This window comes from Leeuwenhoekiella sp. A2 (genome assembly GCF_047946655.1).
GTDB lineage: Bacteria > Bacteroidota > Bacteroidia > Flavobacteriales > Flavobacteriaceae > Leeuwenhoekiella.
Genome location: NZ_CP172311.1, coordinates 2,848,311 through 2,872,505 on the forward strand (window position 1 = coordinate 2,848,311; position 24,195 = coordinate 2,872,505).

At 36.3% G+C, this 24,195-nt stretch carries 24 protein-coding genes; 3 read left to right on the plus strand and 21 right to left on the minus strand.

All coding sequences use genetic code 11. The annotated features are described in order from the left end of the window. Nucleotides 1-97: 97 nt before the first annotated feature. The 16 genes from ACH3PA_RS12545 to htpG form a co-directional block, all read right to left on the minus strand. A complete protein-coding gene (locus ACH3PA_RS12545; RefSeq protein ID WP_416443694.1) occupies nucleotides 98-1,453 on the minus strand; it encodes an Nramp family divalent metal transporter in 1,356 nt (451 codons plus the stop codon). Nucleotides 1,454-1,505: 52 nt separating this feature from the next. Further along, nucleotides 1,506-2,297, minus strand: coding sequence for a hypothetical protein (locus tag ACH3PA_RS12550; RefSeq protein ID WP_416443692.1), 792 nt, complete (start codon nucleotides 2,295-2,297; stop codon nucleotides 1,506-1,508). Between the two features lie 63 nt (nucleotides 2,298-2,360). Further along, the gene (locus ACH3PA_RS12555) at nucleotides 2,361-3,860 is read right to left on the minus strand and encodes a vanadium-dependent haloperoxidase (RefSeq protein WP_416448214.1); all 1,500 of its coding nucleotides are present in this window, start codon (nucleotides 3,858-3,860) and stop codon (nucleotides 2,361-2,363) included. 141 nt (nucleotides 3,861-4,001) lie between these two features. Then, the gene (locus ACH3PA_RS12560) at nucleotides 4,002-4,457 is read right to left on the minus strand and encodes a phosphatase (protein WP_416443688.1); all 456 of its coding nucleotides are present in this window, start codon (nucleotides 4,455-4,457) and stop codon (nucleotides 4,002-4,004) included. Nucleotides 4,458-4,508: 51 nt separating this feature from the next. Further along, nucleotides 4,509-5,036, minus strand: coding sequence for a GNAT family N-acetyltransferase (locus tag ACH3PA_RS12565; protein WP_416443687.1), 528 nt, complete (start codon nucleotides 5,034-5,036; stop codon nucleotides 4,509-4,511). Between the two features lie 36 nt (nucleotides 5,037-5,072). Continuing rightward, nucleotides 5,073-5,930 carry a DUF5694 domain-containing protein gene (locus ACH3PA_RS12570; protein WP_416443685.1) on the minus strand — a complete coding sequence of 286 codons (858 nt, stop codon included), beginning with the start codon at nucleotides 5,928-5,930 and terminating at the stop codon, nucleotides 5,073-5,075. Nucleotides 5,931-6,231: 301 nt separating this feature from the next. Beyond that, nucleotides 6,232-6,483: a hypothetical protein gene (locus ACH3PA_RS12575; protein ID WP_416443683.1), complete on the minus strand. Its 252-nt coding sequence runs from the start codon at nucleotides 6,481-6,483 to the stop codon at nucleotides 6,232-6,234. A gap of 179 nt (nucleotides 6,484-6,662) precedes the next feature. Continuing rightward, nucleotides 6,663-7,388 (minus strand): SDR family oxidoreductase, encoded by a 726-nt coding sequence (locus tag ACH3PA_RS12580; RefSeq protein ID WP_416443681.1) that lies wholly within the window; start codon nucleotides 7,386-7,388, stop codon nucleotides 6,663-6,665. Between the two features lie 84 nt (nucleotides 7,389-7,472). Then, nucleotides 7,473-7,832 (minus strand): glyoxalase, encoded by a 360-nt coding sequence (locus ACH3PA_RS12585; protein ID WP_416443679.1) that lies wholly within the window; start codon nucleotides 7,830-7,832, stop codon nucleotides 7,473-7,475. A 17-nt stretch (nucleotides 7,833-7,849) separates the two neighbouring features. Next, nucleotides 7,850-8,260, minus strand: a complete 411-nt coding sequence (locus ACH3PA_RS12590) for a hypothetical protein (protein WP_416443677.1) — start codon at nucleotides 8,258-8,260, stop codon at nucleotides 7,850-7,852. A gap of 156 nt (nucleotides 8,261-8,416) precedes the next feature. Continuing rightward, nucleotides 8,417-9,013, minus strand: a complete 597-nt coding sequence (locus ACH3PA_RS12595; protein ID WP_416443675.1) for a hypothetical protein — start codon at nucleotides 9,011-9,013, stop codon at nucleotides 8,417-8,419. A gap of 2 nt (nucleotides 9,014-9,015) precedes the next feature. Continuing rightward, entirely contained in the window at nucleotides 9,016-9,504 is a 489-nt protein-coding gene (locus ACH3PA_RS12600) for an RNA polymerase sigma factor (RefSeq protein WP_416443673.1), read from the minus strand. A gap of 208 nt (nucleotides 9,505-9,712) precedes the next feature. Further along, nucleotides 9,713-10,558 carry a DUF5996 family protein gene (locus ACH3PA_RS12605; protein ID WP_416448215.1) on the minus strand — a complete coding sequence of 282 codons (846 nt, stop codon included), beginning with the start codon at nucleotides 10,556-10,558 and terminating at the stop codon, nucleotides 9,713-9,715. An 80-nt stretch (nucleotides 10,559-10,638) separates the two neighbouring features. Further along, complete coding sequence (locus tag ACH3PA_RS12610; protein ID WP_416443671.1) at nucleotides 10,639-11,550, minus strand: helix-turn-helix domain-containing protein; 912 nt, start codon at nucleotides 11,548-11,550, stop codon at nucleotides 10,639-10,641. Nucleotides 11,551-11,560: 10 nt separating this feature from the next. Further along, nucleotides 11,561-12,457: an NAD(P)H-binding protein gene (locus ACH3PA_RS12615; RefSeq protein ID WP_416443669.1), complete on the minus strand. Its 897-nt coding sequence runs from the start codon at nucleotides 12,455-12,457 to the stop codon at nucleotides 11,561-11,563. Nucleotides 12,458-12,664: 207 nt separating this feature from the next. Next, nucleotides 12,665-14,554, minus strand: a complete 1,890-nt coding sequence (gene htpG, locus ACH3PA_RS12620) for a molecular chaperone HtpG (protein WP_416443667.1) — start codon at nucleotides 14,552-14,554, stop codon at nucleotides 12,665-12,667. 265 nt (nucleotides 14,555-14,819) lie between these two features. Between htpG and ACH3PA_RS12625 the strand changes: the two genes are divergently transcribed. Then, a complete protein-coding gene (locus ACH3PA_RS12625; protein ID WP_416443666.1) occupies nucleotides 14,820-15,500 on the plus strand; it encodes a TetR/AcrR family transcriptional regulator in 681 nt (226 codons plus the stop codon). 12 nt (nucleotides 15,501-15,512) lie between these two features. Beyond that, on the plus strand, nucleotides 15,513-16,823 hold the full coding sequence (locus tag ACH3PA_RS12630; protein WP_416443664.1) for an ABC1 kinase family protein: 1,311 nt from the start codon (nucleotides 15,513-15,515) through the stop codon (nucleotides 16,821-16,823). Nucleotides 16,824-16,895: 72 nt separating this feature from the next. Here ACH3PA_RS12630 and ACH3PA_RS12635 read toward each other — a convergent pair whose 3' ends face one another. The 4 genes from ACH3PA_RS12635 to ACH3PA_RS12650 form a co-directional block, all read right to left on the minus strand. Next, on the minus strand, nucleotides 16,896-17,735 hold the full coding sequence (locus ACH3PA_RS12635; RefSeq protein WP_416443662.1) for a Cof-type HAD-IIB family hydrolase: 840 nt from the start codon (nucleotides 17,733-17,735) through the stop codon (nucleotides 16,896-16,898). 63 nt (nucleotides 17,736-17,798) lie between these two features. Further along, entirely contained in the window at nucleotides 17,799-18,275 is a 477-nt protein-coding gene (locus tag ACH3PA_RS12640; RefSeq protein WP_416443660.1) for a DUF4199 domain-containing protein, read from the minus strand. A gap of 86 nt (nucleotides 18,276-18,361) precedes the next feature. Beyond that, nucleotides 18,362-18,718 carry a DUF3140 domain-containing protein gene (locus ACH3PA_RS12645; protein ID WP_416443658.1) on the minus strand — a complete coding sequence of 119 codons (357 nt, stop codon included), beginning with the start codon at nucleotides 18,716-18,718 and terminating at the stop codon, nucleotides 18,362-18,364. 180 nt (nucleotides 18,719-18,898) lie between these two features. Next, the gene (locus tag ACH3PA_RS12650) at nucleotides 18,899-19,819 is read right to left on the minus strand and encodes a LysR family transcriptional regulator (RefSeq protein WP_416443656.1); all 921 of its coding nucleotides are present in this window, start codon (nucleotides 19,817-19,819) and stop codon (nucleotides 18,899-18,901) included. A 95-nt stretch (nucleotides 19,820-19,914) separates the two neighbouring features. Here ACH3PA_RS12650 and ACH3PA_RS12655 point away from each other — a divergent pair, with 95 nt between their 5' ends. After that, nucleotides 19,915-20,550 carry an NAD(P)H-dependent oxidoreductase gene (locus ACH3PA_RS12655; RefSeq protein WP_416443654.1) on the plus strand — a complete coding sequence of 212 codons (636 nt, stop codon included), beginning with the start codon at nucleotides 19,915-19,917 and terminating at the stop codon, nucleotides 20,548-20,550. A 189-nt stretch (nucleotides 20,551-20,739) separates the two neighbouring features. Here the strand turns inward: ACH3PA_RS12655 and secA are convergent, their stop codons facing one another. Further along, nucleotides 20,740-24,102: a preprotein translocase subunit SecA gene (secA, locus tag ACH3PA_RS12660; protein WP_416443652.1), complete on the minus strand. Its 3,363-nt coding sequence runs from the start codon at nucleotides 24,100-24,102 to the stop codon at nucleotides 20,740-20,742. Nucleotides 24,103-24,195 lie beyond the last annotated feature (93 nt).

The following is a 24,195-nucleotide window of genomic DNA, read 5'->3' on the forward strand; positions in this document are numbered from 1 at the left end:
TCAATGGCTATAAAAATAGTTTTAGGTTTTAATTGATTTGCATATAGATAGTTGCATTTTATTTTAAATACTTTAACATATGATATAAGCGCATTATTTAATTAATTATCTTGATGATTCCCAAGGCGCCCACGGCTACGATACTTAGAACACTTACCCATAAAGAAATATCATAAATAAGAGCAGGTTTAAACTGAGCATGAAGTCTGTAATATCTAAAGTGTAAAGCTGCAAAAACAACAAGAAAAAGCAGGAAGGAACTCACGATACCACCAATAATAACCATAAGAACCGGCAACCTTATAAATACAAAAACAAGAGCCCAAAGAAGCGGTATCACCCATGCCAGAATAGCTACTGTTCTTTTTCTAATTTTATAATTACTAAAATTAATCCAGCCCAACTGCCCAAAAATATCTGATATCTGTCTTGTCCATGCAGCAAGAGCAGCAAATAATGTAGAGAATAGAGTTATAAAAGCGCCAATAAGAAAAGCTGTTTTAGCCTGTGGTCCCAATGATTCTGTGTACATTGTAGATAATGCTTCTACCATACCGTAACCTTCTGGTACGCCACCTTGATTATGCAGCACCGCAGCTCCCAGCAAATAAAAAGCTGCCGTAACTAAGGTATAAACGCACATTGCGATCACGGCATCGAGATTCATAACTTTAATCCAGCCTTTTGCCCGTTGTTTCCAGGCTTCTGAACCATCATTTTTACCGGTATAAGCTGCGTAGCCTTTCTCCAGACACCAGTAATTGTAATGAATGATCTCATCACCGCCCACACCGGTTATTCCAAAAGCACCAAAAGCAACTGCAACCGCTTCTTTTGGCAGGTTAAATTGTAGTCCGCTCCAGATGTGTTCCCACGCGATAGAGTAGGGTGTATAAGCAAGAAAATAAACAGAAGCAAAAGTGAAAAGCGTAAAAAAACCGATCATCCAAATGGAAAAGGATTCAATGAATTTATAATAGCCCTGATACACCAGGCAAGCGACCACAATTGCAATAATGAAACACCATAGAGGAACGCTTATCCCGGGAACGGCAATATTGATTATAATTGCCACTCCACCTACGATACCGCCCACTTGAAGCAATTTTATAAACATGACAACAAGCACTGTCCAGACAGACCAATTAGCTTTGCCAATGTTGCGGCCGGGTAATTGATTAAAAGCCTGCATTGCGGTTTCACCTGTGAGAATGGTGTGCTTACCAAATTCAAGCTGAACGGCCACTTTTACAACGCAGCTTACAAGTATTACCCAGAACGTAATAAAACCTGCTTCTGCGCCTAAAGTGGTCGTAGCAATTAATTCTCCCGCACCAACTATAGATGCAGATAAAATGAAACTGGGTCCTAAAAATTTTAATTTTCCAACGAAAGTGGAAGGTGGGTGTTTTATTCTGTCTTTAGATAAAACATAAGGATCTTTTTCGGCCATTCTGTTAATTTACAATAAATTACTCAATGGAGAAATAGAGTTTCAGTACTACCTATTCAAAATCCTTTGCTGTTAATCCGGGGATTTTTTCAGGACTGAATTTTAGTTTTGCCATATTTGTAGAATCGCCCAAAACATACCTTAAACTGGCTATTTGGGCCTGTAAATCGCCATATTCTTTCACGTTAAAAGTTTTGTTCTGCTGTGGCATAATGTCTGCATCTTCGCTTTCTATGCCATACGTTAGAATACTATAAGTAGCTTTTGTCTCATCAGGATCAATTTGGGCGGAAGCCGCAATATTAGCAAGATCACTTTTGTCAAGATCATCTTTTATCTTGTTAAAAACGTAGTGCACAGAATAACCTATACCATAAACTACAGTATCATTATTCATTACCACCAGTTTTGGCTGTAGGTTATAAACATTTAGATTTTGCGCATTCTCTTTAAGTTTTAGCGTATCTGTGCCGGGGACAATTCTCCCTTCGCTTTCATCACCTTTAAAAAGAGTGACGACTGTGCGTCTGCCACCTAATTCTTCACGCTTTGTGGGTGCTGTATTGCCAATTAAAAGTGAATCACCTTCCTCTTTAAGAATGTCCCAGTCTGTCGTGCTTGTATAACCAAAATGGTTGTCTTTTTTATCTTCGGCATATTCAATTGAAGATTTACTTTCCTGTAATATCCTGCTTTTTAAAGCAGCAAGATCCATTTCTTTAGAGTCTGCCTCATCAGCTGCGTCATATTCTACGGCGGGTTCCATATTGCTATTTTCTTTGTTTTCGCAGGAAGCAAGACATAAGAAAAGCAGGAGTAGGGGTATAAGTCGTTTGGTTTGCATAGTTTAGTGTTTTATCTAAACTACTAATTTATAAAGCTTTGTGTGTGTTAAAAGCTTGGTAAATTATTTAGATTTTATTACGGTATTCTCAGGATTGACGTGTGCCAGATAAAATTTGTAATCTTCGCGAGCAACTTTTCTTCCTAATTCAAGCCCCTCAATATTGTCTGACTGAATATGATAACCGCCTAAAACTCTTGAAAATCCGGCCATGTTTGCAGATTCTGTAAAGGTGGGAAATTCTAAGATCACTGTTTTACCAAGATGATCTGGCTCTGTCATAGCGCCGGCTGTAAGCTCAACACTTCTGCCAAATTCATCACTACCTGTAAAAAGTTTTAATGCTTCTGCGCATGCTCCACTTATAGAACTGTGACCCGAAACATAACCAGGAAATGGCGGACAAAGAAATGTATCTGGTGAATAGGGACGCCACTGTTGTCCTTTCATTTTTATGAGTCCGTCGTTTGCGCCACCCCAGGCAGTAATTATCTGGTCTTCATAATATTGATGTACCAATGCATAAGGTCTTGCAGAGTCATAGAACATCTTAGCGTCCCAGCATGCAATAAATGCATCCATCGCTGTTATCTGGCACAAGAAATACATTTTTACGTCTTCATCCAGATTATGATTATCTCTTTCTGAAACTGCTTGCGCGAAATTTAACCAGTGACCTGCCTGCTGCACACTTTGAGGACCATCGCGCATAAATTCGACCAATGCCTTTTGCTCATCGGTCATGTTTTGTTGCAATTCCATAACTTCTTTTACCTCTTTAGCCATTTCTGGCGAACCAACTTTAGGTGGAGGGCCGGGCCGAAATTGATCTGCAGATTGTATACCTAAAGGTTTAACCTTATCCCAATAAGGCGTTAAGCATTCTGGTGCAAAGGTTCCGCCTTTCCCATCAGAAAAGTATTTGGGTTGCCAGCGATCAGGATCAACATTTTCATCTGGTGAATTAGTAGGTTTATAGCCAGTGTAATTAAAATAGGGTTTCCCATTAGAATTTTTTTCATCTCCATATTGATTTGAGCCATCATGCTTACGAGCTTCAATAACAGCATGGGCAGCGAGATTACCAATGCCGGCCGGCGTAGAAGGATCTGTACTTTTATTTTCAGGATCGAGGCCCATCTTGATCATAAATTCTGTAAATAAATCACTGTCGCTATAGTAGTATTCTTTCATTGCACCATAGGCCGCATAACTTATGGCAATTTCTTTATTGGTGATCGTATTTTCTGCTTGTGGTCTGCGTTCTACATTTTCCAGATAAACAGGAATAGCTTTATCATCGTACCGCGACCACGCATCAAAAACCGCTGTAAAAATCAAACCAAGATAGCGCGAAGTCACTGTAGGGCGTGGTTTAAACTTCTCTGTATCATTTGCGGTTGCCGTTAGAGCCATTGCTCCCCATTTATAAGCAATATTGTCTTTACCCACAGGCTGATCATCTACTTGAAAATAAATATTTTTTGACTTGATAGATTGCTGAGCAATAATCTGTTGGCTTAAAGCGAAAAGAAAAATTAATAGAAGTGAGAGCTTTCTCATTACAGTTAAGATCTAAAAATATTACAGGTTGGTCGCTCTTTCTCAATCGATTGCGAAAGAGGTAATAAATGTATCAAAATCAACGGAATTGCAAAAGATATGTGAATTTTTTCTTAAAGAAAATGTATGAAGAGGAGATGATTAGATTCTATATTCTACAAATGTGTGATCTTCACCCTGCAGTTCGGCTTTGATGATGATAGAAATAATATCCCAATCCCCACGAGCAAGACCCGCTCCTATAGCCGGATAACCTATTCTTAATCCTGTAAAATCGGTCTTTATCTGCCTAAAAACCGACTTTACAGCCTCATAATCGGCCAGAGTTCCCACGCCTTTATAATCATATTGTGTGTAGGCATTAATAATAATAAGATCTCCTTTTCGGCTTTTAACTTTTGCACTGGTATATGATCCTAACTTTTCTTTGTCTCCCGGGGTAGTTTTTAAATCGGCGGCAAAAGCTGCAGGAAATTCCTGTTTTATAGTTCTGGCAATACCGCCGCTCATTGAGCAAAAACAGTTACAGCCATGAATAATTACATCAAAAGCACCTTGCTTAGCTAATTCTATTAAATCACCCTTAACTGTTTTCATCTTTATTAAAAAAGAGCTGGTAAATCTTATAGAAATTTACGCATAAAGATCTTATTGTACTGGCTTTTCAATAGTATAAAGCATCAGTTTTTCATTATCGCCGGGTAGATTTATCATTTCTTTAAAACGCAGACCCATGCGCTCTAGTAACTGCTGCGAGCTTAAATTTTGCAGAGTTGTAATTGCATTTAGTTTAGAGATACCAAAAATTGTAAAGGCCGCTGTTTTGAGTGTACAAGCGCTTTCAAAAGCATATCCCATTTTCTCGTATTGTGGTAAAAATGCAAAACCTATATCCAGACCGTCAATGCCCTGTCTATCATATAGACCACAACTGCCTATTTTAATATTAGATTCTTTTAAAATGACGGTGTAGTTGCCGTAACCTTTTTTAGAATATTGAGGAAGGATGTTATTTTCGATGTAAATCGTGGCATCTTCAGTGCTTTTTACATTGCGATCACCTATAAATGTTATCCATTTAGGTGTATTTAAAAGCTCAAGCAGAAAATCAGCATCCTCCAGATTTGTAGGCTTTAGATATAAACGAGAAGTTGTGAAAGATCTAAACGCGGTCATAGGACTCACTATTTAAAAGTGATGATTGGGAGCATTCTAACGTTTTAGATAAGTGTTTGCCTCAATGATGCTAAAGGCAGAATCATCTGTCAATATACTTTTTATGCTTCCTATATGAGCTACACCTATGATAAGTAAAATACGCTCATGTTTATTGCGTAATTGATTAGTGACTATATTAGAATAGATCTTGTAGTCGCGGTTTTTAAATATCGAGATAAGCTCTGCGCCAATATATTTCTTGTCTATAAATGCAGTATCTACCCTTGTATCTGGATTTGTAAAAGAGCCATTAATAACACGCGCAGGAGTCATGTAACGCAGGTGATAGATAAGGTTATATGTTTCTGGCTGATTTAAAAAAACCAAATAATCTTTTAGCGAAAGCTCTCCATTTTGCAGCATCCTGTAATAGGTGCTAACCACTTTGCGCAACTCTGTTGTGGCATTCTCATATAATTCTATATTCTCACCATTATCTAAAATGCTCTGTGACGTGCCACCGGGAGCATTAACGGCTACAATGTTATCTATATTGAGATCTTTCCCTATTCTAAAGCCAAGTTGGTAAACTTCACTTCTGCCATTTTCAAGAGTATCAATATCGATTTGCCCGGCTTTATATGCGTTGTATAAGCTGTCGATCTCATCTTGTTCTTCCGGTAGTTTTTCTACCATGATCACATCTGGATTAAAAGCTTCTATTAATGCTGAAAATTCTTGTAATTGATCTTGATTTTCGGGTTGTAAAACATCTGTATTAGGAAATTCTTCATTATAAACCTGGCTTAGATGATCTGAGCCTAAAATGAGAATGTCTGTAGAAGTGGTTTGGGCAATAGTATGATAGAAGCAGGAAAAGAAAAGGTATAAAAAAATAGGTTTTATTTTCATGCAAAATGATCTTGATTAATTCTGTTTATGGTTCTTAACGTAATTGTTATGTGCTGTAATGTATGAAGAAGGAATTACTTTGCACAAATCATTAGATTAATAGCTATGTAGCATCGATATACTAATCAATAGTTATTAAAAGTGATGTTGTTTTTGATGATTTAGGCGCATTAATTTCACTTTAAGTGAAAAAATAACTGGCATTTTTAACCTGTTTTAAGCCGATTTTTAGTGCTAAAAGGAGACTTTTTAAATAAAAAAAACCTGCCTCTAGGCAGGTTTTTGTATTGTTATTTTAGAATCAGGCTTTGATATAAATTTCTCTAAAATACTCTAGTCTAAAGCCTGGTACGAGCATACGCCAACTTTCTTTTTGTGTAATGATCTTCTTAGCAACTAATCGTTGTGCGTCTAACAAAGGTCTATAGACCAAAGCATAGATTACAATAAGAGTGATAAAAAGGCCGGAAGTAATACTGTTCTTGTAATAAAGAATCAAAATTGCGAATAACGGGGCCAGCGTAGCGCTGTAAAATACAAATCTGTTTTTCATTTGGGGTGTGTTTTATAGATTTACAAGTATGAAGTTAATAAAATATTATTATAAATTTCAATTCTTCTAAATTAATCGATAAACTACTATAAAACAGATAATTACATAGTGTGTATTTCATCGGGTTTTTGCCGAAATTCGCTTCAAAAAATCAGGTTTTAAGGCGAAAATAACCGATTTTAAGATGGGTTCATCCTCTCAAAATGGGCCTTTATTTCTTCTGGATTAGCCTTAGATATTGCTTCGCTAAAGCCAAAGGTAATTTCAGTTTTTCCCTCGTGTAATTGTTTAAAAACCGAATCTATAAAATCACTTACCGGCGGCGCACTGTCGTGAAGACCTTTGCCACCCAAATCTGTATTTAGCGCAGGCGGAATAAGCTCTATAACCTCAATATTCTTACTTTTGAGCAAGTACCTTGTAGATAGCGTAAATGAGTGAAAAAACGCTTTTGTAGCAGAATAAACCGGAACTTTGGTGAATGGCATAAAAGCCAAACCTGAGGTTACATTTATTAAAGTTTTCAGCGATTTTAGATTGGCAAAAAGAGAAATAAGGTGCAGTGGCGCCAGAATATTAGTAGTAATTTCTTGTGAAGCCCTGTTGTAAAAATCGTCATCTTCTATTTTTATCCAGTTTTGAATACCGGCATTATTAACCAGAACATTGAGATCGCTGTGATTTTTTGAAATCCAATTATACAGATCCTGACGCTGTGATTCTTCAGCAAGATCGCAAACCCTGGTTATAATATTAGGAAATTTACTTTTTACTTGCTGCAAAGCTTCTTGACGTCGCCCGCAAATAATGACAGTATTATTTTCATTATAAAAGCGCTCAGTAAGACCCAAGCCTATGCCGCTACCTCCACCGGTAATCAATATTTTATTGTTTGAAAGATTCATTAAAATACAATTTAATTGTTCTTTTTCTTTTTAGGAAAAGGTACAAAGATCATTTTCATTATCAAGAAGAAATTGAAATGCTATTTATTTGAATTCACCAAAATGCCAAAGAATTCCTGACGGATCGTGCATAAATAATTCTCTTCCCCAATCTTCATTCTTTATGTTTGAGAATCTTACGGTGGGATAATTTTGATGGAGTTCTTTTGCCTTAAGTTCTTGCTCGCAGTTATCCAGATCTTCCACTTCTAAAAAAAGCATTGTATTATCAACCCAGTCTTTTACATAGGCGTTTTGTAGATAGAAACTTAAATGCTCATTTACTTTAAATAAACTCATATGACCACCCAGTATCACTTCTTCAAAGCCCAGATCATTGTAAAAATTTCGGCATAAAGAAAAATCTTTAGCACCTATAAAAGCTCTTATTGACTTAGATTTCATAATATCAGGAGGTATTTTTAATCTATCTTTTCAAACTTTTGATAAAATAATTTTGCTTCAAATTGTTTATCAACCAGAAATTGCAGGATTAGATATTCTCCCTCTAATTTAAATAAAATTACTGAAGCATATGGGTTTTCGCAGTTAGTAATAATCTCCCTATCAGATTTGGTGAAAGTTCCATTACTTATAATTTCATCAGTTAACGGGTCGCACAAAGAAGTGTTTGTGGTTACAGTACCGTCAGTTTTAAACTGAATAGTTTTTATACTTTGTACAGGCTCATAAACAGCGCTTCCATCTCCAGGGTCCTGTAATTCTTCAATAAGTTGCCAGTTACCTTCTAATGTTACGTTTGCTGTTTCTTCATCATCTTTACTACACGATATTATGATTAGGCTGATAATTAAAAAGGTAATTCTGTGCATACGGTTGGTTTTTTGAAATAAAATTTTGATATATAATAATCTAGAAGTATCAATTAAGATGCCCTAAAATAGCTTTATTAAAATTCATACTCTTTACAAGAGGTATTAGTCTGTACAGCAATTTCTTATTAGTAAAAGAAAAAGTTAGATCGCCGGTTAATTTTCTAATTCTCTCAAAATATCTTTAGCGTCAAGTGTGGCTTTTTTATATTTTTTATACACCCAAATGGTGAAAATATACAGAGCTCCTATTGCAGAAGGAATCATCCAGTTCAGTTTTTGTGAAACCGTGAACACATCAACATCTTTAAATATTTTACCGAATACGATAACCGCAGAAAATAATAGGAAAAAACTCAAGTAAAATATGATTTTCTGTAATTGCAGAAATCTTCTCTGTCCTTTTGTATATGCAAGTAGTGACTCTTTGTAGGTGCTTTTAGAAATATTGATACCTTTCATTTTTTGAATTGATTTTAATGAAAGAACAGGCAGGATTAAACACGCTACACTTGTAATAATACCGGCTAATTGCAAATACCAAACGTCTAATTTACCAAAGTTTATCGCAATGTATAAAGCTGCTGCGAAACAAATTAGCGTACCTATAATCTCAGGTATCAATATTGTTCCTATTTTATTTGAGTAACGTTCTTGAGTAAGATCCATAATTAATTTATCGGTTAGTATTTTTTGTTGGTCAACTTTTTGACTCATATCTTCCCAAAGGGATTTCATTTCCTGAAGTTCCATATCTAATCTTTTTTAATTTGAGCTTTTAGTTTTTGCTTAATTCTGTTTAGTCTGGTGCCAATATTGGTGCTGCTAAAACCTGTTATGCTGGCTATCTCCTCATAATTTTTATCTTCAAGATAAAGCAGTATAATACCGCGTTCTACAATGCTGAGGTTTTTAATATGGGCGTACAGCAATGTTATGCGTTCTTCCATAATCGTGTCAACATGTTCTATGCGATCGCGTAGCACTTTCTCAAGATCGACCTGATGCCCCTTTCTTTTTTCTTTTTTAAGATGGCTTATAGCCGTGTTTAAAGCAACACGATACATCCAGGTGCTTACTTTAGAATCTCCTTTAAATGAATTGTAAGATTTCCAAAGCTGATAAACGATCTCCTGATACAGGTCTTTTTGATCTTCCGCATTATTTGAATAAATCCTGGTGACCTTATAAATGATACCTTCGTTTTCCTGAATGTCTTTTATAAATTCCTTTTTTGTATGCATTTAAAAAGTTAATTACAAAGTATAAGTATGCAATGCCTTTAAAAAATCACAAAAAGCAAGAAGTTTTTTTTAAGACTGTTTAATTATACGGATAAGATGCAATTGAAAGTAGGTAAGCGCATTATTCTAAAAAGGGGTATTTTTTATTTCTTTTCTAGTTTCTTGCGGTCCCATTGTGAAGTGTGAGCTGCTGCAATATATGTTGTTCTTAAAAACTCAAATAATTTTTTTCTGGATTTTCTGAGTTTTGTACATCTTCATATTTTAATATAAACTCTCCCATTTCAGAGCTATATAAAGCCTCTTTGGGTAAGACATTTTGCTTTTCAAAACTTTTATCACTTGGGTATGCATACGCATAAAAAACAGGTACGGGAAAATCTCTGGATCCTGGCCAAAAACCTGCACTACATACCTCTTGTGAATAGGCTTCCTGCATAACTTCTAATGGCATGTTAGGCATACCGCCTTGGTAAAGAGGAGCAGGGTTTCCTGAAAATCGAGTAACAGCCAGGTCAAATGCACCCCAAAACAGATGCACTGGGCTTGCTTTACCAATAAATTCACTTTTAAATTCATTAAAAACAGCATTAACTTTTACCATGGCTCTCCAGAGTGCATTCGCTGCGTCTGGATCGTATGATTTATTGAGGACATTCTCAGAAAAGGGAATAGCAGGATCTATTTCATTTGGCTTAGCATAAATACTAACCGAAATGCCTATACCAGCTAACTTTTCAAAAAGTTCTTCATAAAAGTTAGCAACAGTTCTGGATTTTAAGTTCATACTCAAAGTTTCTGCATTTGAACATTGAATAAGAAGTTGATGCTTTTTAAAATCAAAATCTATTTGAAATATTCTTCCTTCATATGAAATTGCATTTGTAGAATATACTGAGGGCGTTATATAAAGTGTGGTATGCCAGGAATGATTTTGCCACGGCATAGTCTTTAGACGAATTTTCCCCACGATTTGAATCCATTGGTGAAGTGTTTCAATAGTGTCTTGCATTTCTGCAAAATTTAAAACTGGCCAATTATCTTCATTTTTCATTTTACAACTTTATTTAGTTATATCTAAAATCGCCTAAATACAGTCAAAAATCGCCAATTTTGGCTGGTTTTCGGAAATGGTTAATTAAATGATTGTCTAAATTCTATTGGCGAAATATGGGTTTTACTTTTGAATAATTTGCTGAATGATTGCGGATGCTCAAAACCTAAGTTATATGCAATCTCACTTACAGATAATTCTGAAGTTGACAGTTTTAATTTCGCTTGCTGTATTAATTTATCATGAATGTGCTGTTGCGTGCTTTGGCCGGTTAACGTTTTGAGCATCCCGCTTAAATAATTGGGAGATACATGTAAAGCTTCGGCGATGTGGTGTACAGTAGGCAGACCATTTTTTATAAGATTTTCTGTTGTAAAACTATCTTCTAAAAGAGCTTCCAGCCGGTTGAGAATTTGATGGTTTACAATTTTTCTGGTTATAAATTGGCGTTGATAAAAACGTTCTGAATAATTAAACAAAACCTCAAGTTGAGCAATAATAATATCCTGACTAAATTGGTCAATATTAGACAGATATTCCTGATGAATACTCTGCATGATTCCGGCAATAGTGATCTCTTCTTTTTCAGAAAGAAATAAAGCCTCATACAGCGAGTAATCAAAATATTCATACTTACTTATAGTTTTAGCGAGAGATGTGTTCCATAAAAAATCAGGATGAACGAGTAACATCCACCCTGATTGCCTCATTGTACTTTCCATTTCTATTTTTAAAACCTGACCGGGTGCCATAAAAAACATGACGCCTTCGTCAAAATCGACTTCCTGCTGCCCGTATTTCATTTTGGCTTTAAAATTTCGCTTAAGCGCTATAGAATAAAACTCTTTGATCAAGCTTACTTCTTGGCCGGGTATGCGTTCTACAGATTCTAAATTTATCACACTTATGAGCGGGTGCTCTGGTCTGGGTAATCGCCTAAACTTGTGAAATTCACTTATCGTTTTAAATTTATGAAGTGGCGTTGTTGACATATATGCCGATTTATTTGTTGAAAGTCATAGCAAATTCGTGAGCGAACTCTTCCAGTTTTACGTTACCCATTTTTTCGGGTTTATTAAGATAGTAATCTTCTGCTAATAAACCGGTATGTAGACTGGCATACATTTCTACTAAACCTGCAGCAATTTTCTTGTTCATACCAACGCTAACAAGAGCATCTAATGTTGCCTGATCTGTAACCAGAACCCATTTTAGATCAGGTTTTCCAATAGCTTTACCCAGAACGCTGGCAGTATCGTTGCCACTGCGTTCATCGCTTACTATATAACGTACTTTTCTACCAGAAAATGAATTTGTTAATTCTTCTGCAATTGCTGCAGCAATATCTTTAGGAGAAACCCAAGGAATCACATCTTCTGCCCCATAGTTTGCAGCGATCATGTTTTGATTTTTTATCGTATCTGTATAGCCATAAAGATTGTAGAAAAATGAGGTGGGTCTAATATGTGTTATAGCCACATCTTCTGGCAGTTCATTTAAAATCTTCTCTACGTTATGAGCGCCTAGTAAAATACCAGATCCTTTTTCTAAATGAGCACCAATAGTACTCAGATTGACTACGTGTTTTATGTCACTTTCTTTTATGGCTTTTGCATAATTACTACCCAATTGTTTATAATAAGCCAGCAGATCAAGTTCAGGATCGAAGTAGTTACCGGGAGGCACCATGGTATAAACAGCATCTGCATGGTAGAAAGTTTTGATAAGAAAATCTAGATCTTCCAGCGAGCCTATTGCGCTTGTAGCACCCATTTCTTCTATTTCTTTGGTACGCTCTGGTTTACTGCTAATAACAGTAACCGTGTGACCTGCGCTTACTAATTGTTGCGTTAAAGGCTTACTTATGTGACCTAATGAACCCGTGATTGTAATTTTCATAACTCTGTTTTTAAATTATACGATACAAAGCTCATGAATTGAAGAAAAGGTCTTGTAGTCTAATCTCCTGTAATTGTAGTCATTTCTAAGAATATCCAGGGGAATAAAAAGATTTCAAAATCGGAATAAAACATAAAAAAACCCGCCAATTCTGACGGGTTTTCGGTATTATTAGATGAAAATTAAACTGAATTTCACCTTTTAGATCTATTTAATCATTTCAAAACTTCGGTTTACAAAAGCGGTAAGCTCTTCACCTTTTAGCAGGTTTTGAGACAGTTTTGCAAGGTCAAGCGATTGCTTGATAAGGCGCTCTTGTTTCTTTTTAGTTTTGGTATTTAAGATCTCATTTACCAGTTCGTGATTGGTATTCACGATGAGGTTATACATATCTGGCATGTTGCCCATACCAAACATACCGCCACCACCGCCAGTCTGCTGCATCTCTTTCATACGACGCATAAATTCTGGCTGTGTAATAATGAATGGAGGTGAAGTACTATCCATAGGTTGCAGTTGTACATTGTATGATTTGTCTGCAACTGTCTCATCAAGAACTTTCTTAAGACTTTCTTTTTCTTCATCAGAAAGTTTAGAGATCTGCTCTTCGTCTTTCTTGATCAGGTTATCAATATGGTCGCCATCTACACGTGCAAAGCTGATGTTCTCTTTGCTTGTTTCTAGTTTCTGGATCAAGTGAGAAACGATAGGAGAATCAAGTAATAAAACTTCGTAACCTTTAGCTTTAGCAGACTGAATGTATGAATGCTGTGCATCTTTGTTGCTGGCGTAAAGAATTACAAATTTACCATCTTTATCAGTCTGGTTTTCTTTGAATTTTTCTTCAAGCTCTTCATAAGTATAGAATGAACCATCTACGGTAGGATACAATGCAAATTTGTCTGCTTTCTCAAAGAATTTGTCTTCGCTAAGCATTCCATACTCGATAACGATCTTAATATCGTTCCATTTTTTCTCAAAGTCGGCGCGATCTTCGTTAAAAAGACTCTTAAGTTTATCTGCCACTTTACGGGTAATATAACTTGAGATTTTCTTTACTGCACCATCTGCCTGCAGGTAAGAACGTGAAACGTTAAGTGGAATATCTGGCGAATCTATAACTCCGCGAAGCATCGTCAAGAATTCTGGTACGATTCCTTCTACATTATCTGTTACATACACCTGATTTTGATAAAGCTGAATGCGATCTTTCTGCATATTGAGATCCTGCGTTAACCTTGGGAAGTATAAAATACCGGTAAGGTTAAAAGGATAATCTACATTAAGATGGATATGAAATAATGGCTCCTCAAATTGCATTGGGTACAACTCGCGGTAGAAACTCTTATAGTCCTCATCTTTAAGATCTGTAGGTTGTTTTGTCCAGGCAGGATTAGGATTATTGATTATATTATCAACTGTCACAGTTTCTGCTTCAGCATCTTCAGGAGCATCTTCCGGTAAGTCTAGAACTTCTTCTTTAGTGCCAAATTTAATAGGCACAGGCATAAACTTGTTATACTTGGTAAGAAGTTCCTGTATGCGGTTTTCTTCTAAAAATTCCTGAGAATCTTCGTTGATGTGAAGAATGATAGAAGTACCTCTTTCGGTCTTGTTACCTTCAGTTAAATTGAACTCAGGAGAACCATCACACGTCCAGTGCGCTGCTGGCTCATCTTTAAATGATTTTGTAATAATTTCTACTTCATCTGCAACCATAAAGGCAGAATAGAAACCAAGACCAAAATGACCAATTATCCCGCTGTCTTTAGCAGAATCTTTGTATTTGTCAAGAAACTCTTCTGCACCAGAGAAAGCCACTTCATTAATGTATTTCTGCACTTCTTCTGCAGTCATACCAATACCCTGATCTGTTATCGTAAGGGTTTTTTTCTCTTTGTCAAGTTTTACGTCAATAACAGGATTGCCATATTCTACGCTTACCTCACCTATGTTAGTCAGGTGTTTAAGTTTTAAAGTAGCATCAGTTGCATTAGAAATAAGCTCTCTTAAAAAGATTTCATGATCACTGTACAAGAACTTCTTGATGAGTGGGAAAATGTTTTCAACAGAAACATTAATTTTTCCGGTAGACATAAGTTTTCGTTTTTATTAATCTGAAATAAAATCTAACAGATCATATTTCAAAGGTTTACTATTTTATTTTTTTTGAATAAGAAACAAATCACATAAATGAATGTTGTTTGTTCAATTGGGGTGTTTCAAAATGAATACCACAGTTGCAGCAGTGACAAACTGACATAGCTTTCAATAAATATGAAAGAACTTTAACCAAACATTTTGTTTGGTAATTTTGAAATAAGGTTAAACAGATATAGTTTTACAGCGTAGAAAAAATGATATGGCAACCGAAAAGAAAACCACAGGAACAAAGAAAAAAGTAGTTACCAGAGAGAACGTAATTAGTTATTATATGACATACGTTTTAGAAAATGGGAAGCGCCCGGCCAGTGTCTACAAATTTTGTAAAGACAATAATATTGCTGAAGGAGAATTCTATAATTTCTTTGGCTCTTTTGAAGGAATACGAGAAGAAATTTGGGTTTCTTTCTTCGAGAATACTGTGAGTGTTTTACATAAAGATCCCTCTTACTCAGCTTATGCCAACCAGGATAAAATGCTCGCTTTCTTCTACACGTTTTTTGAACTGTTAACTGCAAATCGCAGTTACGTGCTTTTCACCCTTAATGAAAGTAATAATAGTCTTAAGAATATGTCTCAGTTGCGAGCACTAAGGCTTAAGGTTCGTGATTATGCAAGTACTTTAATAGAAGAGAGTAATGAACAGAAATCGTTTAAAATAACTAAGAATCCGGTCTCTATATTTAGTGAAGGGGCGTGGTTACAATTATTGTTTCTTCTTAAATACTGGATGGACGATAATTCTGCTGGTTTTGAGAAAACAGATGTCGCGATTGAAAAATCTGTCAAGGCGATCTTTGATGTTTTTGAAACAACACCACTTGAGAGTTTGTTAGACTTTGGGAAATTCCTTTTCAAAGAAAATTTTACTAAAGCCTAAGTACTCCTCACTATGAAAACAATAGATTACATACCTACAAACAAATTACAACGCGCATCACAACTGGTAAAAACAGGAGTGAAAGTAGGTGGTAATTATGCAAAATATTACGGTAAAAAAGTTGTCAATTCTGAAACTACCAGAGATCAACTTAATGAAGACAATGCAGAAGATATTTATGATGGTCTCAAAAGCTTAAAAGGAAGCGCACTTAAAGTTGCCCAGATGTTAAGCATGGAAAAAAACATAATGCCGAAAGCTTATGTTGAGAAATTCTCACTATCGCAATTTTCTGTCCCCCCGTTGTCACCACCTTTAGTAAGAAAGACATTTAAAAAGTATTTGGGAAAATACCCAGAAGAAATCTACGATACGTTTGCGACTCAAAGTATAAATGCTGCCAGTATAGGCCAGGTTCATCAGGCCACACTGGATGGGAGAAAACTTGCTGTGAAAATCCAATATCCTGGGGTCGCAGATAGTATCAGTAGTGATCTGGCTTTAGTAAAGCCCATAGCAACACGCATGTTTAACCTGCGTGGTAAAGACAAAGAAAAATATTTTAAAGAAGTAGAAGATAAGCTGCTTGAGGAGACAGATTATATTCTTGAAGTTGAGCAAAGCATGCGCATGACCCAACTTTGCAATGTGATTCCTAATTTAAAATTCCCTGTTTATTATCCTGATCTATCCAGCCAGCGCATTATTACGATGGATTGGATGGAAGGTGAGCACTTAAGTGAATTTACTGCTCATAATACAAATAATGAAGATGCTAATAAAATAGGGCAGGCGCTTTGGGATTTTTATATGTTCCAGATACATGAACTGAAGAGAGTACATGCAGACCCGCATCCCGGTAACTTTTTGATAGATGAGGAGCGCAATTTAATTGCAATAGACTTTGGATGCATTAAGCATGTTCCGGAAGATTTTTATACCCCCTATTTTGAGCTTGCAGAACCAGCAAATATCAATAATCCTGATGTTTTTATAGAAAAAATGTTTGCTCTTGAAATCCTGCGTGAAGAGGATTCACCTGAGGAGATCAAATTTTTCTCAGAGTTGTTTTATGAAATGTTGAGTCTCTTCACACAGCCTTTTCACAAAGAAACTTTTGACTTTAAAAATGAAGATTTCTTTGCCAAAATAGCAGATCTAAGTGATAAGTACTCTAAGGATACACAATTGCGAAAAATGAATGGTAACAGGGGCAGTAAGCACTTTTTATACATAAACCGGACTTTCTTTGGCTTATATAATCTTATGCATGATCTGGGCGCAAAGATCGAGGTTAATAATTACAGAAACTATATTGAATAGTCGTTCATAATAAATTTGGTTAGGTTGTTTGAGGGGCGTGTTTTTTGGTTGGAGCGCGCCCCTTTTTTTTGTTTATAATTCACCCAGCAGCCATTGCTGAATAGCTTTCGCAACAGCGTGTTCTTTATTTGTGTACAAACTTACTTTACCTGCGATAGCTTTTACATTTTCAGTGGCGTTTGCCATTGCTACACCCAGACCTACTTGCTGTAACATCTCTACATCATTGTGATTATCACCAAAGGCTATTACTTTCTCTATAGATATATGATAGTATTCATCGAGAAGCACTTTTAAGGCAAGGCTCTTATCAATATTTCTGGCTGTTATTTCTAAATATGTATTTTTTGAGCGGTATAGATTGACATCCTGTTTGTGCTTTAGTGATAATTCATCTACTAACGCATCAATCTCAAGTTCATTACCCATGCACATGATTTTATGCGGATTTTGACCGTTTTTTGACAGATAATCTGAGGTTTTTTCCAGCGAACTTAACGTAGGTTTTACGCGCGTGTTATTGATCTCCCGCTTGGTCCAGTAATCTTCAGTTTCTGTAAACCAGTCGTCATTGCTGTATATACTGATGTTGTAACCAAAACTTCCCGAGTTGCGGTTGCTAATTACGGTTTTAAGCACTTCAAGCGAAAAAGAATTACTTTCTATCACAGTTCCATTTTCACCAAGAATAAGTCCACCATTGTAGGCGATGAGAGGAGCGCCTTCAATATTCAGTTTTTTCTGCAGATAATGCATGGCACTTGGCATACGCGAAGAGGCGAGAAGGATGGGCAAATGCCCGTTAAGCTTTTTGAATACAGCAAGGGTTTCTTCAGAAATATCGCGATTTACATCTAGCAATGTTCCGTCAATATCTGAACATATAAGCTGATAAGGAAGGTCTTTTTTCATACCTGCTAAAATAGAAAATCAACCTGCTTTTTCCCGATTTTAGTCACAAAAAAACCGATTTTTTTAATCTCTGCGAATAAAAAGAGCGACTACTGCAGAAGTTATTATGCCCATAATTAAAGCCCCCATTGTAGCGTACACTACATAATTTTTTAAATTGAAGTAGGACTCTGCGTGTTCTGTGGTGCTATTGCCACTTGAGACTGCGTAGGCAATCGCTTTATCAAAATACTCTGGTGTAATAAAAGTGCTGGTAATATATTGTGACAATGGCGCGAGAAGACACAAAAAAAAGGTGAGGATTATGCCAGATCTAAAACCTTGTTTCCAGCTCATGATACCGCCATAAAAATTATTGCGCTTGTCATACAGAGCCAAGACATACACAGCGATAGCGACCAATGCGTAGAGGTTTGTGTAAATAGCCTGATTCTCTATATTCTCATCATGCCAGCCCATAATTTTTTCAAAACCCATCCAGAGCAGACCGGAAAAGGTAAATATGACCGCCCATTTCATTTCCATTCTACAAGACAACATAATCAGCGCTCTTAAATTATCATGTTAAGTTACTGAAAATTACATTGAAATAATAGTGGAGAATTGAGAAAAATAACTACTATGGCCTAATAGTATACTGAAGTTTTCTTTACAGCTTTTACTTCTTTGCGCATATCATAGCCCATATTTCTCAGGCTATTTTCCCAGTCTGCTTTTGAAGCGCTGTGGGTGTTTCTGCTTCGTTTAACGTAATTGATACGATGAAGCATAGTTTGTATGATCTGGCAGTCTGCAGAAGTTAGCTCTTCTACTTGTAGTGAAAGCACCTTTAGAAACTTTCTGGATTGCTCAAGAGACGGCGAATCTTTATAGTTTGCAACCGTTAATGGTGCAATATCTGTGCGCAGCCAGGCACGAAGTTCTGCGGGCGTCATGTTTGTAGCCTGATGTAATTCTTTATATAAACGCTCTCGGGAAAACACAGTGAAATTTTGTGTAAAGCTAAATTTAAAACTGAAATTTCAAAACTGCTTTAGATTAAATTTAGGTAAAGTTTCACGTTTTTAGTTAATTGTCAGATTGTGAGTAAATAAAGAATAGATTCACGTCTTAGAAACTCAAAAAAGGCATGTGAAATATTGTCTGGAGCAGGGTATAAAGAATTATTCTGTGATTATTAATTTCTTCATTTTCGATTTAAAGATATTTTCAAGTATTTGTAATTCTTTCTTATGCTGTAAGTCTGTTCGTGAAGCGAAATATAAAGTATTTTCCGTTTTAACTTTTCCGCCCCAAACGAGCTTGATTTCGTTATTGTTAATTGCGTTTTGACATAGAAAATCAGGGACTAGTGCAAAACCATTTTCATTACTTAGACATCTAATTATAGAATTGATACTTGGTAAAATATAATTGGGTTTGAAGGCTGGACGTTTATTGAAGTTCTCGAACCAGAATCTTCTAAAATGCTCCATCTCATTTGAGGCACTGTACCAAATTTTGTGTTGCAACTCATTTTCAAGACTCTTCCAATTCTTGCTACTTATAAGTTCGTTTATTTTTGTAGTCTCGGTTTTTACGCCTGCGATTAGCACAATACGCTCCGTTGAAAATGGCGTATAATTTACTAATGATTTTTTATCACTTTTCTTTTGTGGAGTTATGACCAGATCTAAAATACCATTATTTAAATCTTTTATTAATTCCTGATGAGCACCAAATCTGGCCTCGAGATCAAAATGCAGTTTAGGTATTTCTGGTTCTATAATAAGCTGAAAAGTTTCAGAACACATCCCAATATGCAAGGAAGGATTTTTTTCTTGTGTAGTTTTTTTAAAATGTTGCTCTGCTATTTCCAGATTATTGAGAGATTCAAAAATGTATTCATACAAGTATTTGCCATCTTCGGTAGGAATCATTTTTCTGGAGGTACGTTCAAAAAGTTTTTTGCCTACATAAGCTTCTAAGGCATTTAAGTGTACGCTAACTCCCGGTTGGGAAGCGTACAATACAGTTGATGCCTTAGTAAGAGTTCCATTTTCATAAATCGCTTTAAATGTTCTATACCACTCCAGATTGATCATCTCTATTAATATTTTAATACAAAAGTATGAATTGTATTATTATATAAATAGATATCAGGTATTTAATTTTGCTTGATAAATAATAATTAATTCAGATGAAAAATATTTTTATAATTAACGGAGGGCATCCATTTGCTCATTCAGGTGGTAAGTTTAACGCGACTTTGTTTGAGAATACAATTACCTATTTTAATTCTTTAGCTGGTTATGCAGTTAAATCAATCCAGGTGGGTGATGATTATGACGCTATGGAAGAGGTTGAGAAATTTAAGTGGGCAGATCTTATTATATATCACACGCCTATCTGGTGGTTTCAGATTCCATTTGGATTCAAAGAATATATAGATACAGTTTTCACAGCGGGGCATCAAAATGGAATATATGCAAGCGATGGCCGTAGTCGTAAAAACCCGGCTATTAATTACGGCACCGGTGGTTTAATGAACGGAAAGAAATATATTCTCACCACAAGTTGGAATGCGCCAAAAGAGGCATTTACCTTAGAAGGTGAGTTCTTTGATCAAAGGAGTGTAGATAACGGTGTTATGTTCGGTTTTCACAGGATGAATGCATTTGCCGGAATGGAACTTTTAGCAACAAATCATTTTCATGACATGGAAAAGAATGCAGATGTTCCGCTTGAATTAAAGAATTATAATAGTTTTTTAAATAACGTAGTAGAAGATTTTAACCCATCTTCAACCGATTTTCTCAATGAAAAATCGGCCTAAAAAGGGTGAAAATCGTTTAAATCGTTTAAAAAATCGGGTTAGTTTTAGAGTTATTTTCCAGATTAACTTTTTGAGTTTGTGTTGTGTTTTGTTTCGTCCGGACAAAGTTAGATGCACATATCGTGCTCTTCATTAAAACAAAAAACCCGAAGCAATTGCTTCGGGTTTTTTGTTTTAAAAAGCGATTATTTAATCTTCAACAATCACCCAATCTCCTTTTTCAATAAGAGGTATCGCTTGTTTGTATTTCATAGATTTATTTTCTCCATTCATGACATTTTTAAGTGTAACCCTATCGTTACGGCCAATTTTGGGATGGTCACGAACGATCGTTTCAGTAATTTGTTGTTGTCTGGGTTGGGTGTTACCTCCCGCAGCACGACTTTGAGCAGCACGTTCATCAAGATTTTGTATCTCTTCTTTAGAAGTTTCCATCTTTTCAGTTTGACGTACTTGACGCGCCTCTCGTATTTGTCCCTGCTCCTGTACAGGTAACTCTCCTTTAAATAAGAATGATATCACATCTTTATTAACCTCTTCTATCATTTGTTTGAACAATTCAAAGGCTTCAAACTTATAGATCAACAGAGGATCCTTTTGTTCATGAACAGCTAATTGAACACTCTGTTTCAGCTCATCCATTTTACGCAAATGTGTCTTCCAGGCGTCATCTATAATGGCGAGAGTAATATTCTTTTCAAAATCGGTTATAAGCTGTTTACCTTCACTTTCATAAGCATCCTTAAGATTGGTAACAACTTTTAGTTCTTTATTGCCATCAGAGAATGGTACAACAATACGTTCATATTTGCTTTCCGGGTTTTCATATACATTTTTAATAATAGGAAAAGCAACGGCTGCATTACGCGCCATTTTCTCTCTATAATGAACGAGAGCGGCTTTGTATATCTTTCCGGCTAACTGTTGTGTGTTTAATGAGTTGAATTCTTTCTCTTCTACCGGGCTACCCATAGAAAAGAAGCGGATAAGCTCAAACTCAAAGTTTTTATAATCCTGTGCTGCTTTATTGGTCTCTGCAATAACCTCAGACGTGTCATAGATCATGTTTGCTAAATCTACACGAAGACGTTCCCCGTACAGAGCATGGTAACGACGCTTGTAGATAACTTCACGCTGCGCATTCATAACATCGTCATATTCTAAAAGACGTTTACGAATACCAAAGTTGTTTTCTTCTACTTTTTTCTGTGCGCGCTCTATTGATTTAGAGATCATTGAGTGCTGGATAACCTCACCTTCCTCAAGACCCATACGGTCCATCATTTTAGCGATGCGTTCAGAACCAAATAGACGCATAAGGTTGTCTTCTAATGAAACGTAGAATTGAGAACTTCCTGGATCTCCCTGGCGTCCAGAACGACCACGTAACTGTCTGTCTACACGTCTTGAATCATGACGCTCTGTACCAATAATTGCCAGACCGCCTGCTTTTTTAACTTCGGCACTTAACTTTATATCTGTACCACGACCTGCCATGTTAGTTGCAATTGTCACCTGACCGGCATTACCTGCATCAGCAACAATATCTGCCTCTTTTTTGTGTAATTTCGCGTTAAGCACATTATGTTGAATTTTTCTAATTGTAAGCATACGGCTTAGCAATTCTGAAATTTCAACAGATGTTGTACCTATAAGAACAGGACGACCTGCGTCTGTGAGTTTATTTACCTCGTCTATAACGGCGTTGTACTTCTCGCGCTTAGTCTTGTAAACTTTATCATCGCGATCATCACGTGCAATTGGTCTGTTAGTAGGTATCTCTACAACATCAAGTTCATAAATTTCCCAGAACTCACCAGCTTCTGTTACAGCTGTACCAGTCATACCAGACAGCTTGCGGTACATTCTAAAATAATTTTGCAGGGTTATTGTAGCAAAGGTTTGTGTAGCATCTTCAATCTTTACATTCTCTTTAGCTTCAATAGCCTGGTGTAAACCATCACTATATCTACGACCGTCCATAATACGACCGGTTTGCTCATCTACAATTTTCACCTTATTATCCATCACAACATACTCTGTATCTTTTTCAAACAGTGTATATGCTTTGAGTAATTGGTTCATTGTATGAATGCGCTCACTTTTTACGCTGAAATCGCGAAAGAGTTCTTCTTTTTTAGTAGCCTGTTCTTCTGTTGAAAGGCCTGAAGTCTCAATCTTGCTTATTTCCATTCCCATTTCTGGCATAACGAAAAAGTTAGGATCCTCTTTACCTGAAATTTTCTCTATCCCTTTATCTGTAAGCTCAATCTGATTATTTTTCTCATCAATTGTGAAATACAATTCTGCATCTATTTTATGCATTTCACGATTGTTATCCTGCATGTAATGATTCTCTGTCTTCTGCAGCAATTGTCTTATTCCTTCTTCACTAAGGTATTTTATCAATGCCTTATTTTTAGGAAGGCCACGATAAACGCGAAGTAATTGTACGGCACCTTCTTTTGTGTTACCCTCTGCTATAAGTTTTTTGGCTTCAGCCAAAGTACCTGTTAGTTGCTGGCGCTGTAAATTAACGAGACTATCAACCTGAGGTTTTAAAGCATCAAACTCATGTTGATCTCCTTTAGGAACCGGTCCCGAAATTATAAGCGGAGTACGAGCATCATCTACAAGAACAGAATCTACTTCATCTACAATAGCATAGTTGTGCGGGCGTTGAACCAAATCACTAGGTGAGTGCGCCATGTTATCACGCAGGTAATCAAAACCAAATTCATTGTTTGTACCATATGTGATGTCTGCAGCGTAAGCTTTACGTCTGGCAGCTGAGTTAGGTCTGTGCACATCAATACAGTCTATCGTAAGACCGTGAAACTGAAACAATGGTGCCATCCATGCGCTGTCACGCTTTGCCAGATAATCGTTTACGGTTACAAGATGTACTCCATTTCCCGTAAGGGCATTAAGATACATGGGAAGGGTTGCCACTAATGTTTTACCTTCACCAGTTTGCATCTCGGCAATTTTACCCTGATGCATCGCCACACCACCTATTAACTGTACATCATAATGTATCATATCCCAGGTGATGGGTTTTCCTGCTGCATCCCAGCTGTTTGCCCAAAAGGCGTGATCACCTTCTAAACGTACGTAATCCTTTTCAGCACTTAGTTCACGATCAAATGCGCTGGCCGTAACTTCAATCTCTTTATTATGAAAAAAGCGTTTGGCAGTTTCTTTAACTACAGCAAACGCTTCTGGTAAGATCTCGTTAAGTGTATTCTCACTTATCTCGTAAGCATCATTTTTAAGAGAATCAATTTCTGTATAGATTTCTTCTTTGCGGTCAATATCTTCAGTGGCATCTGCTTCTGTCTCAAGCTGTGCGATTTTTGTATTTACCTCGCTTAATGCATTTGCAATTTGTGCTTTAAAAGCAATGGTCTTTTCTCTCAATGAATCATGAGAAAGTTTTTCCAGATCACCTTCAAAACTTTTAATCTTTTCAACGATAGGCATAATAGAAGCCACATCCTGCTTGGATTTATCTCCTACAAAAACCTTTAATACCTTATCTAGTAATCCCATAATAGGTGGTTGTATTTATATATAAAAATAGGTTCAAATTTAAACAAAAAAAAAGCCTCTTAGGTGAGACTTTCTATTTGTTTGTTTAGTATT

Excerpts from the sequence above, each read along its gene's own strand:
- ACH3PA_RS12545 (WP_416443694.1), bottom strand. The coding sequence starts at position 1,453 with ATGGCCGAAAAAGATCCTTATGTTTTATCTAAAGACAGAATAAAACAC.
- ACH3PA_RS12550 (WP_416443692.1), bottom strand. The coding sequence starts at position 2,297 with ATGCAAACCAAACGACTTATACCCCTACTCCTGCTTTTCTTATGTCTT.
- ACH3PA_RS12555 (WP_416448214.1), bottom strand. The coding sequence starts at position 3,860 with ATGAGAAAGCTCTCACTTCTATTAATTTTTCTTTTCGCTTTAAGCCAA.
- ACH3PA_RS12560 (WP_416443688.1), bottom strand. The coding sequence starts at position 4,457 with ATGAAAACAGTTAAGGGTGATTTAATAGAATTAGCTAAGCAAGGTGCT.
- ACH3PA_RS12565 (WP_416443687.1), bottom strand. The coding sequence starts at position 5,036 with ATGACCGCGTTTAGATCTTTCACAACTTCTCGTTTATATCTAAAGCCT.
- ACH3PA_RS12570 (WP_416443685.1), bottom strand. The coding sequence starts at position 5,930 with ATGAAAATAAAACCTATTTTTTTATACCTTTTCTTTTCCTGCTTCTAT.
- ACH3PA_RS12575 (WP_416443683.1), bottom strand. The coding sequence starts at position 6,483 with ATGAAAAACAGATTTGTATTTTACAGCGCTACGCTGGCCCCGTTATTC.
- ACH3PA_RS12580 (WP_416443681.1), bottom strand. The coding sequence starts at position 7,388 with ATGAATCTTTCAAACAATAAAATATTGATTACCGGTGGAGGTAGCGGC.
- ACH3PA_RS12585 (WP_416443679.1), bottom strand. The coding sequence starts at position 7,832 with ATGAAATCTAAGTCAATAAGAGCTTTTATAGGTGCTAAAGATTTTTCT.
- ACH3PA_RS12590 (WP_416443677.1), bottom strand. The coding sequence starts at position 8,260 with ATGCACAGAATTACCTTTTTAATTATCAGCCTAATCATAATATCGTGT.
- ACH3PA_RS12595 (WP_416443675.1), bottom strand. The coding sequence starts at position 9,013 with ATGGAACTTCAGGAAATGAAATCCCTTTGGGAAGATATGAGTCAAAAA.
- ACH3PA_RS12600 (WP_416443673.1), bottom strand. The coding sequence starts at position 9,504 with ATGCATACAAAAAAGGAATTTATAAAAGACATTCAGGAAAACGAAGGT.
- ACH3PA_RS12605 (WP_416448215.1), bottom strand. The coding sequence starts at position 10,558 with ATGAAAAATGAAGATAATTGGCCAGTTTTAAATTTTGCAGAAATGCAA.
- ACH3PA_RS12610 (WP_416443671.1), bottom strand. The coding sequence starts at position 11,550 with ATGTCAACAACGCCACTTCATAAATTTAAAACGATAAGTGAATTTCAC.
- ACH3PA_RS12615 (WP_416443669.1), bottom strand. The coding sequence starts at position 12,457 with ATGAAAATTACAATCACGGGTTCATTAGGTCACATAAGTAAGCCTTTA.
- htpG (WP_416443667.1), bottom strand. The coding sequence starts at position 14,554 with ATGTCTACCGGAAAAATTAATGTTTCTGTTGAAAACATTTTCCCACTC.
- ACH3PA_RS12625 (WP_416443666.1), top strand. The coding sequence starts at position 14,820 with ATGGCAACCGAAAAGAAAACCACAGGAACAAAGAAAAAAGTAGTTACC.
- ACH3PA_RS12630 (WP_416443664.1), top strand. The coding sequence starts at position 15,513 with ATGAAAACAATAGATTACATACCTACAAACAAATTACAACGCGCATCA.
- ACH3PA_RS12635 (WP_416443662.1), bottom strand. The coding sequence starts at position 17,735 with ATGAAAAAAGACCTTCCTTATCAGCTTATATGTTCAGATATTGACGGA.
- ACH3PA_RS12640 (WP_416443660.1), bottom strand. The coding sequence starts at position 18,275 with ATGTTGTCTTGTAGAATGGAAATGAAATGGGCGGTCATATTTACCTTT.
- ACH3PA_RS12650 (WP_416443656.1), bottom strand. The coding sequence starts at position 19,819 with ATGATCAATCTGGAGTGGTATAGAACATTTAAAGCGATTTATGAAAAT.
- ACH3PA_RS12655 (WP_416443654.1), top strand. The coding sequence starts at position 19,915 with ATGAAAAATATTTTTATAATTAACGGAGGGCATCCATTTGCTCATTCA.
- secA (WP_416443652.1), bottom strand. The coding sequence starts at position 24,102 with ATGGGATTACTAGATAAGGTATTAAAGGTTTTTGTAGGAGATAAATCC.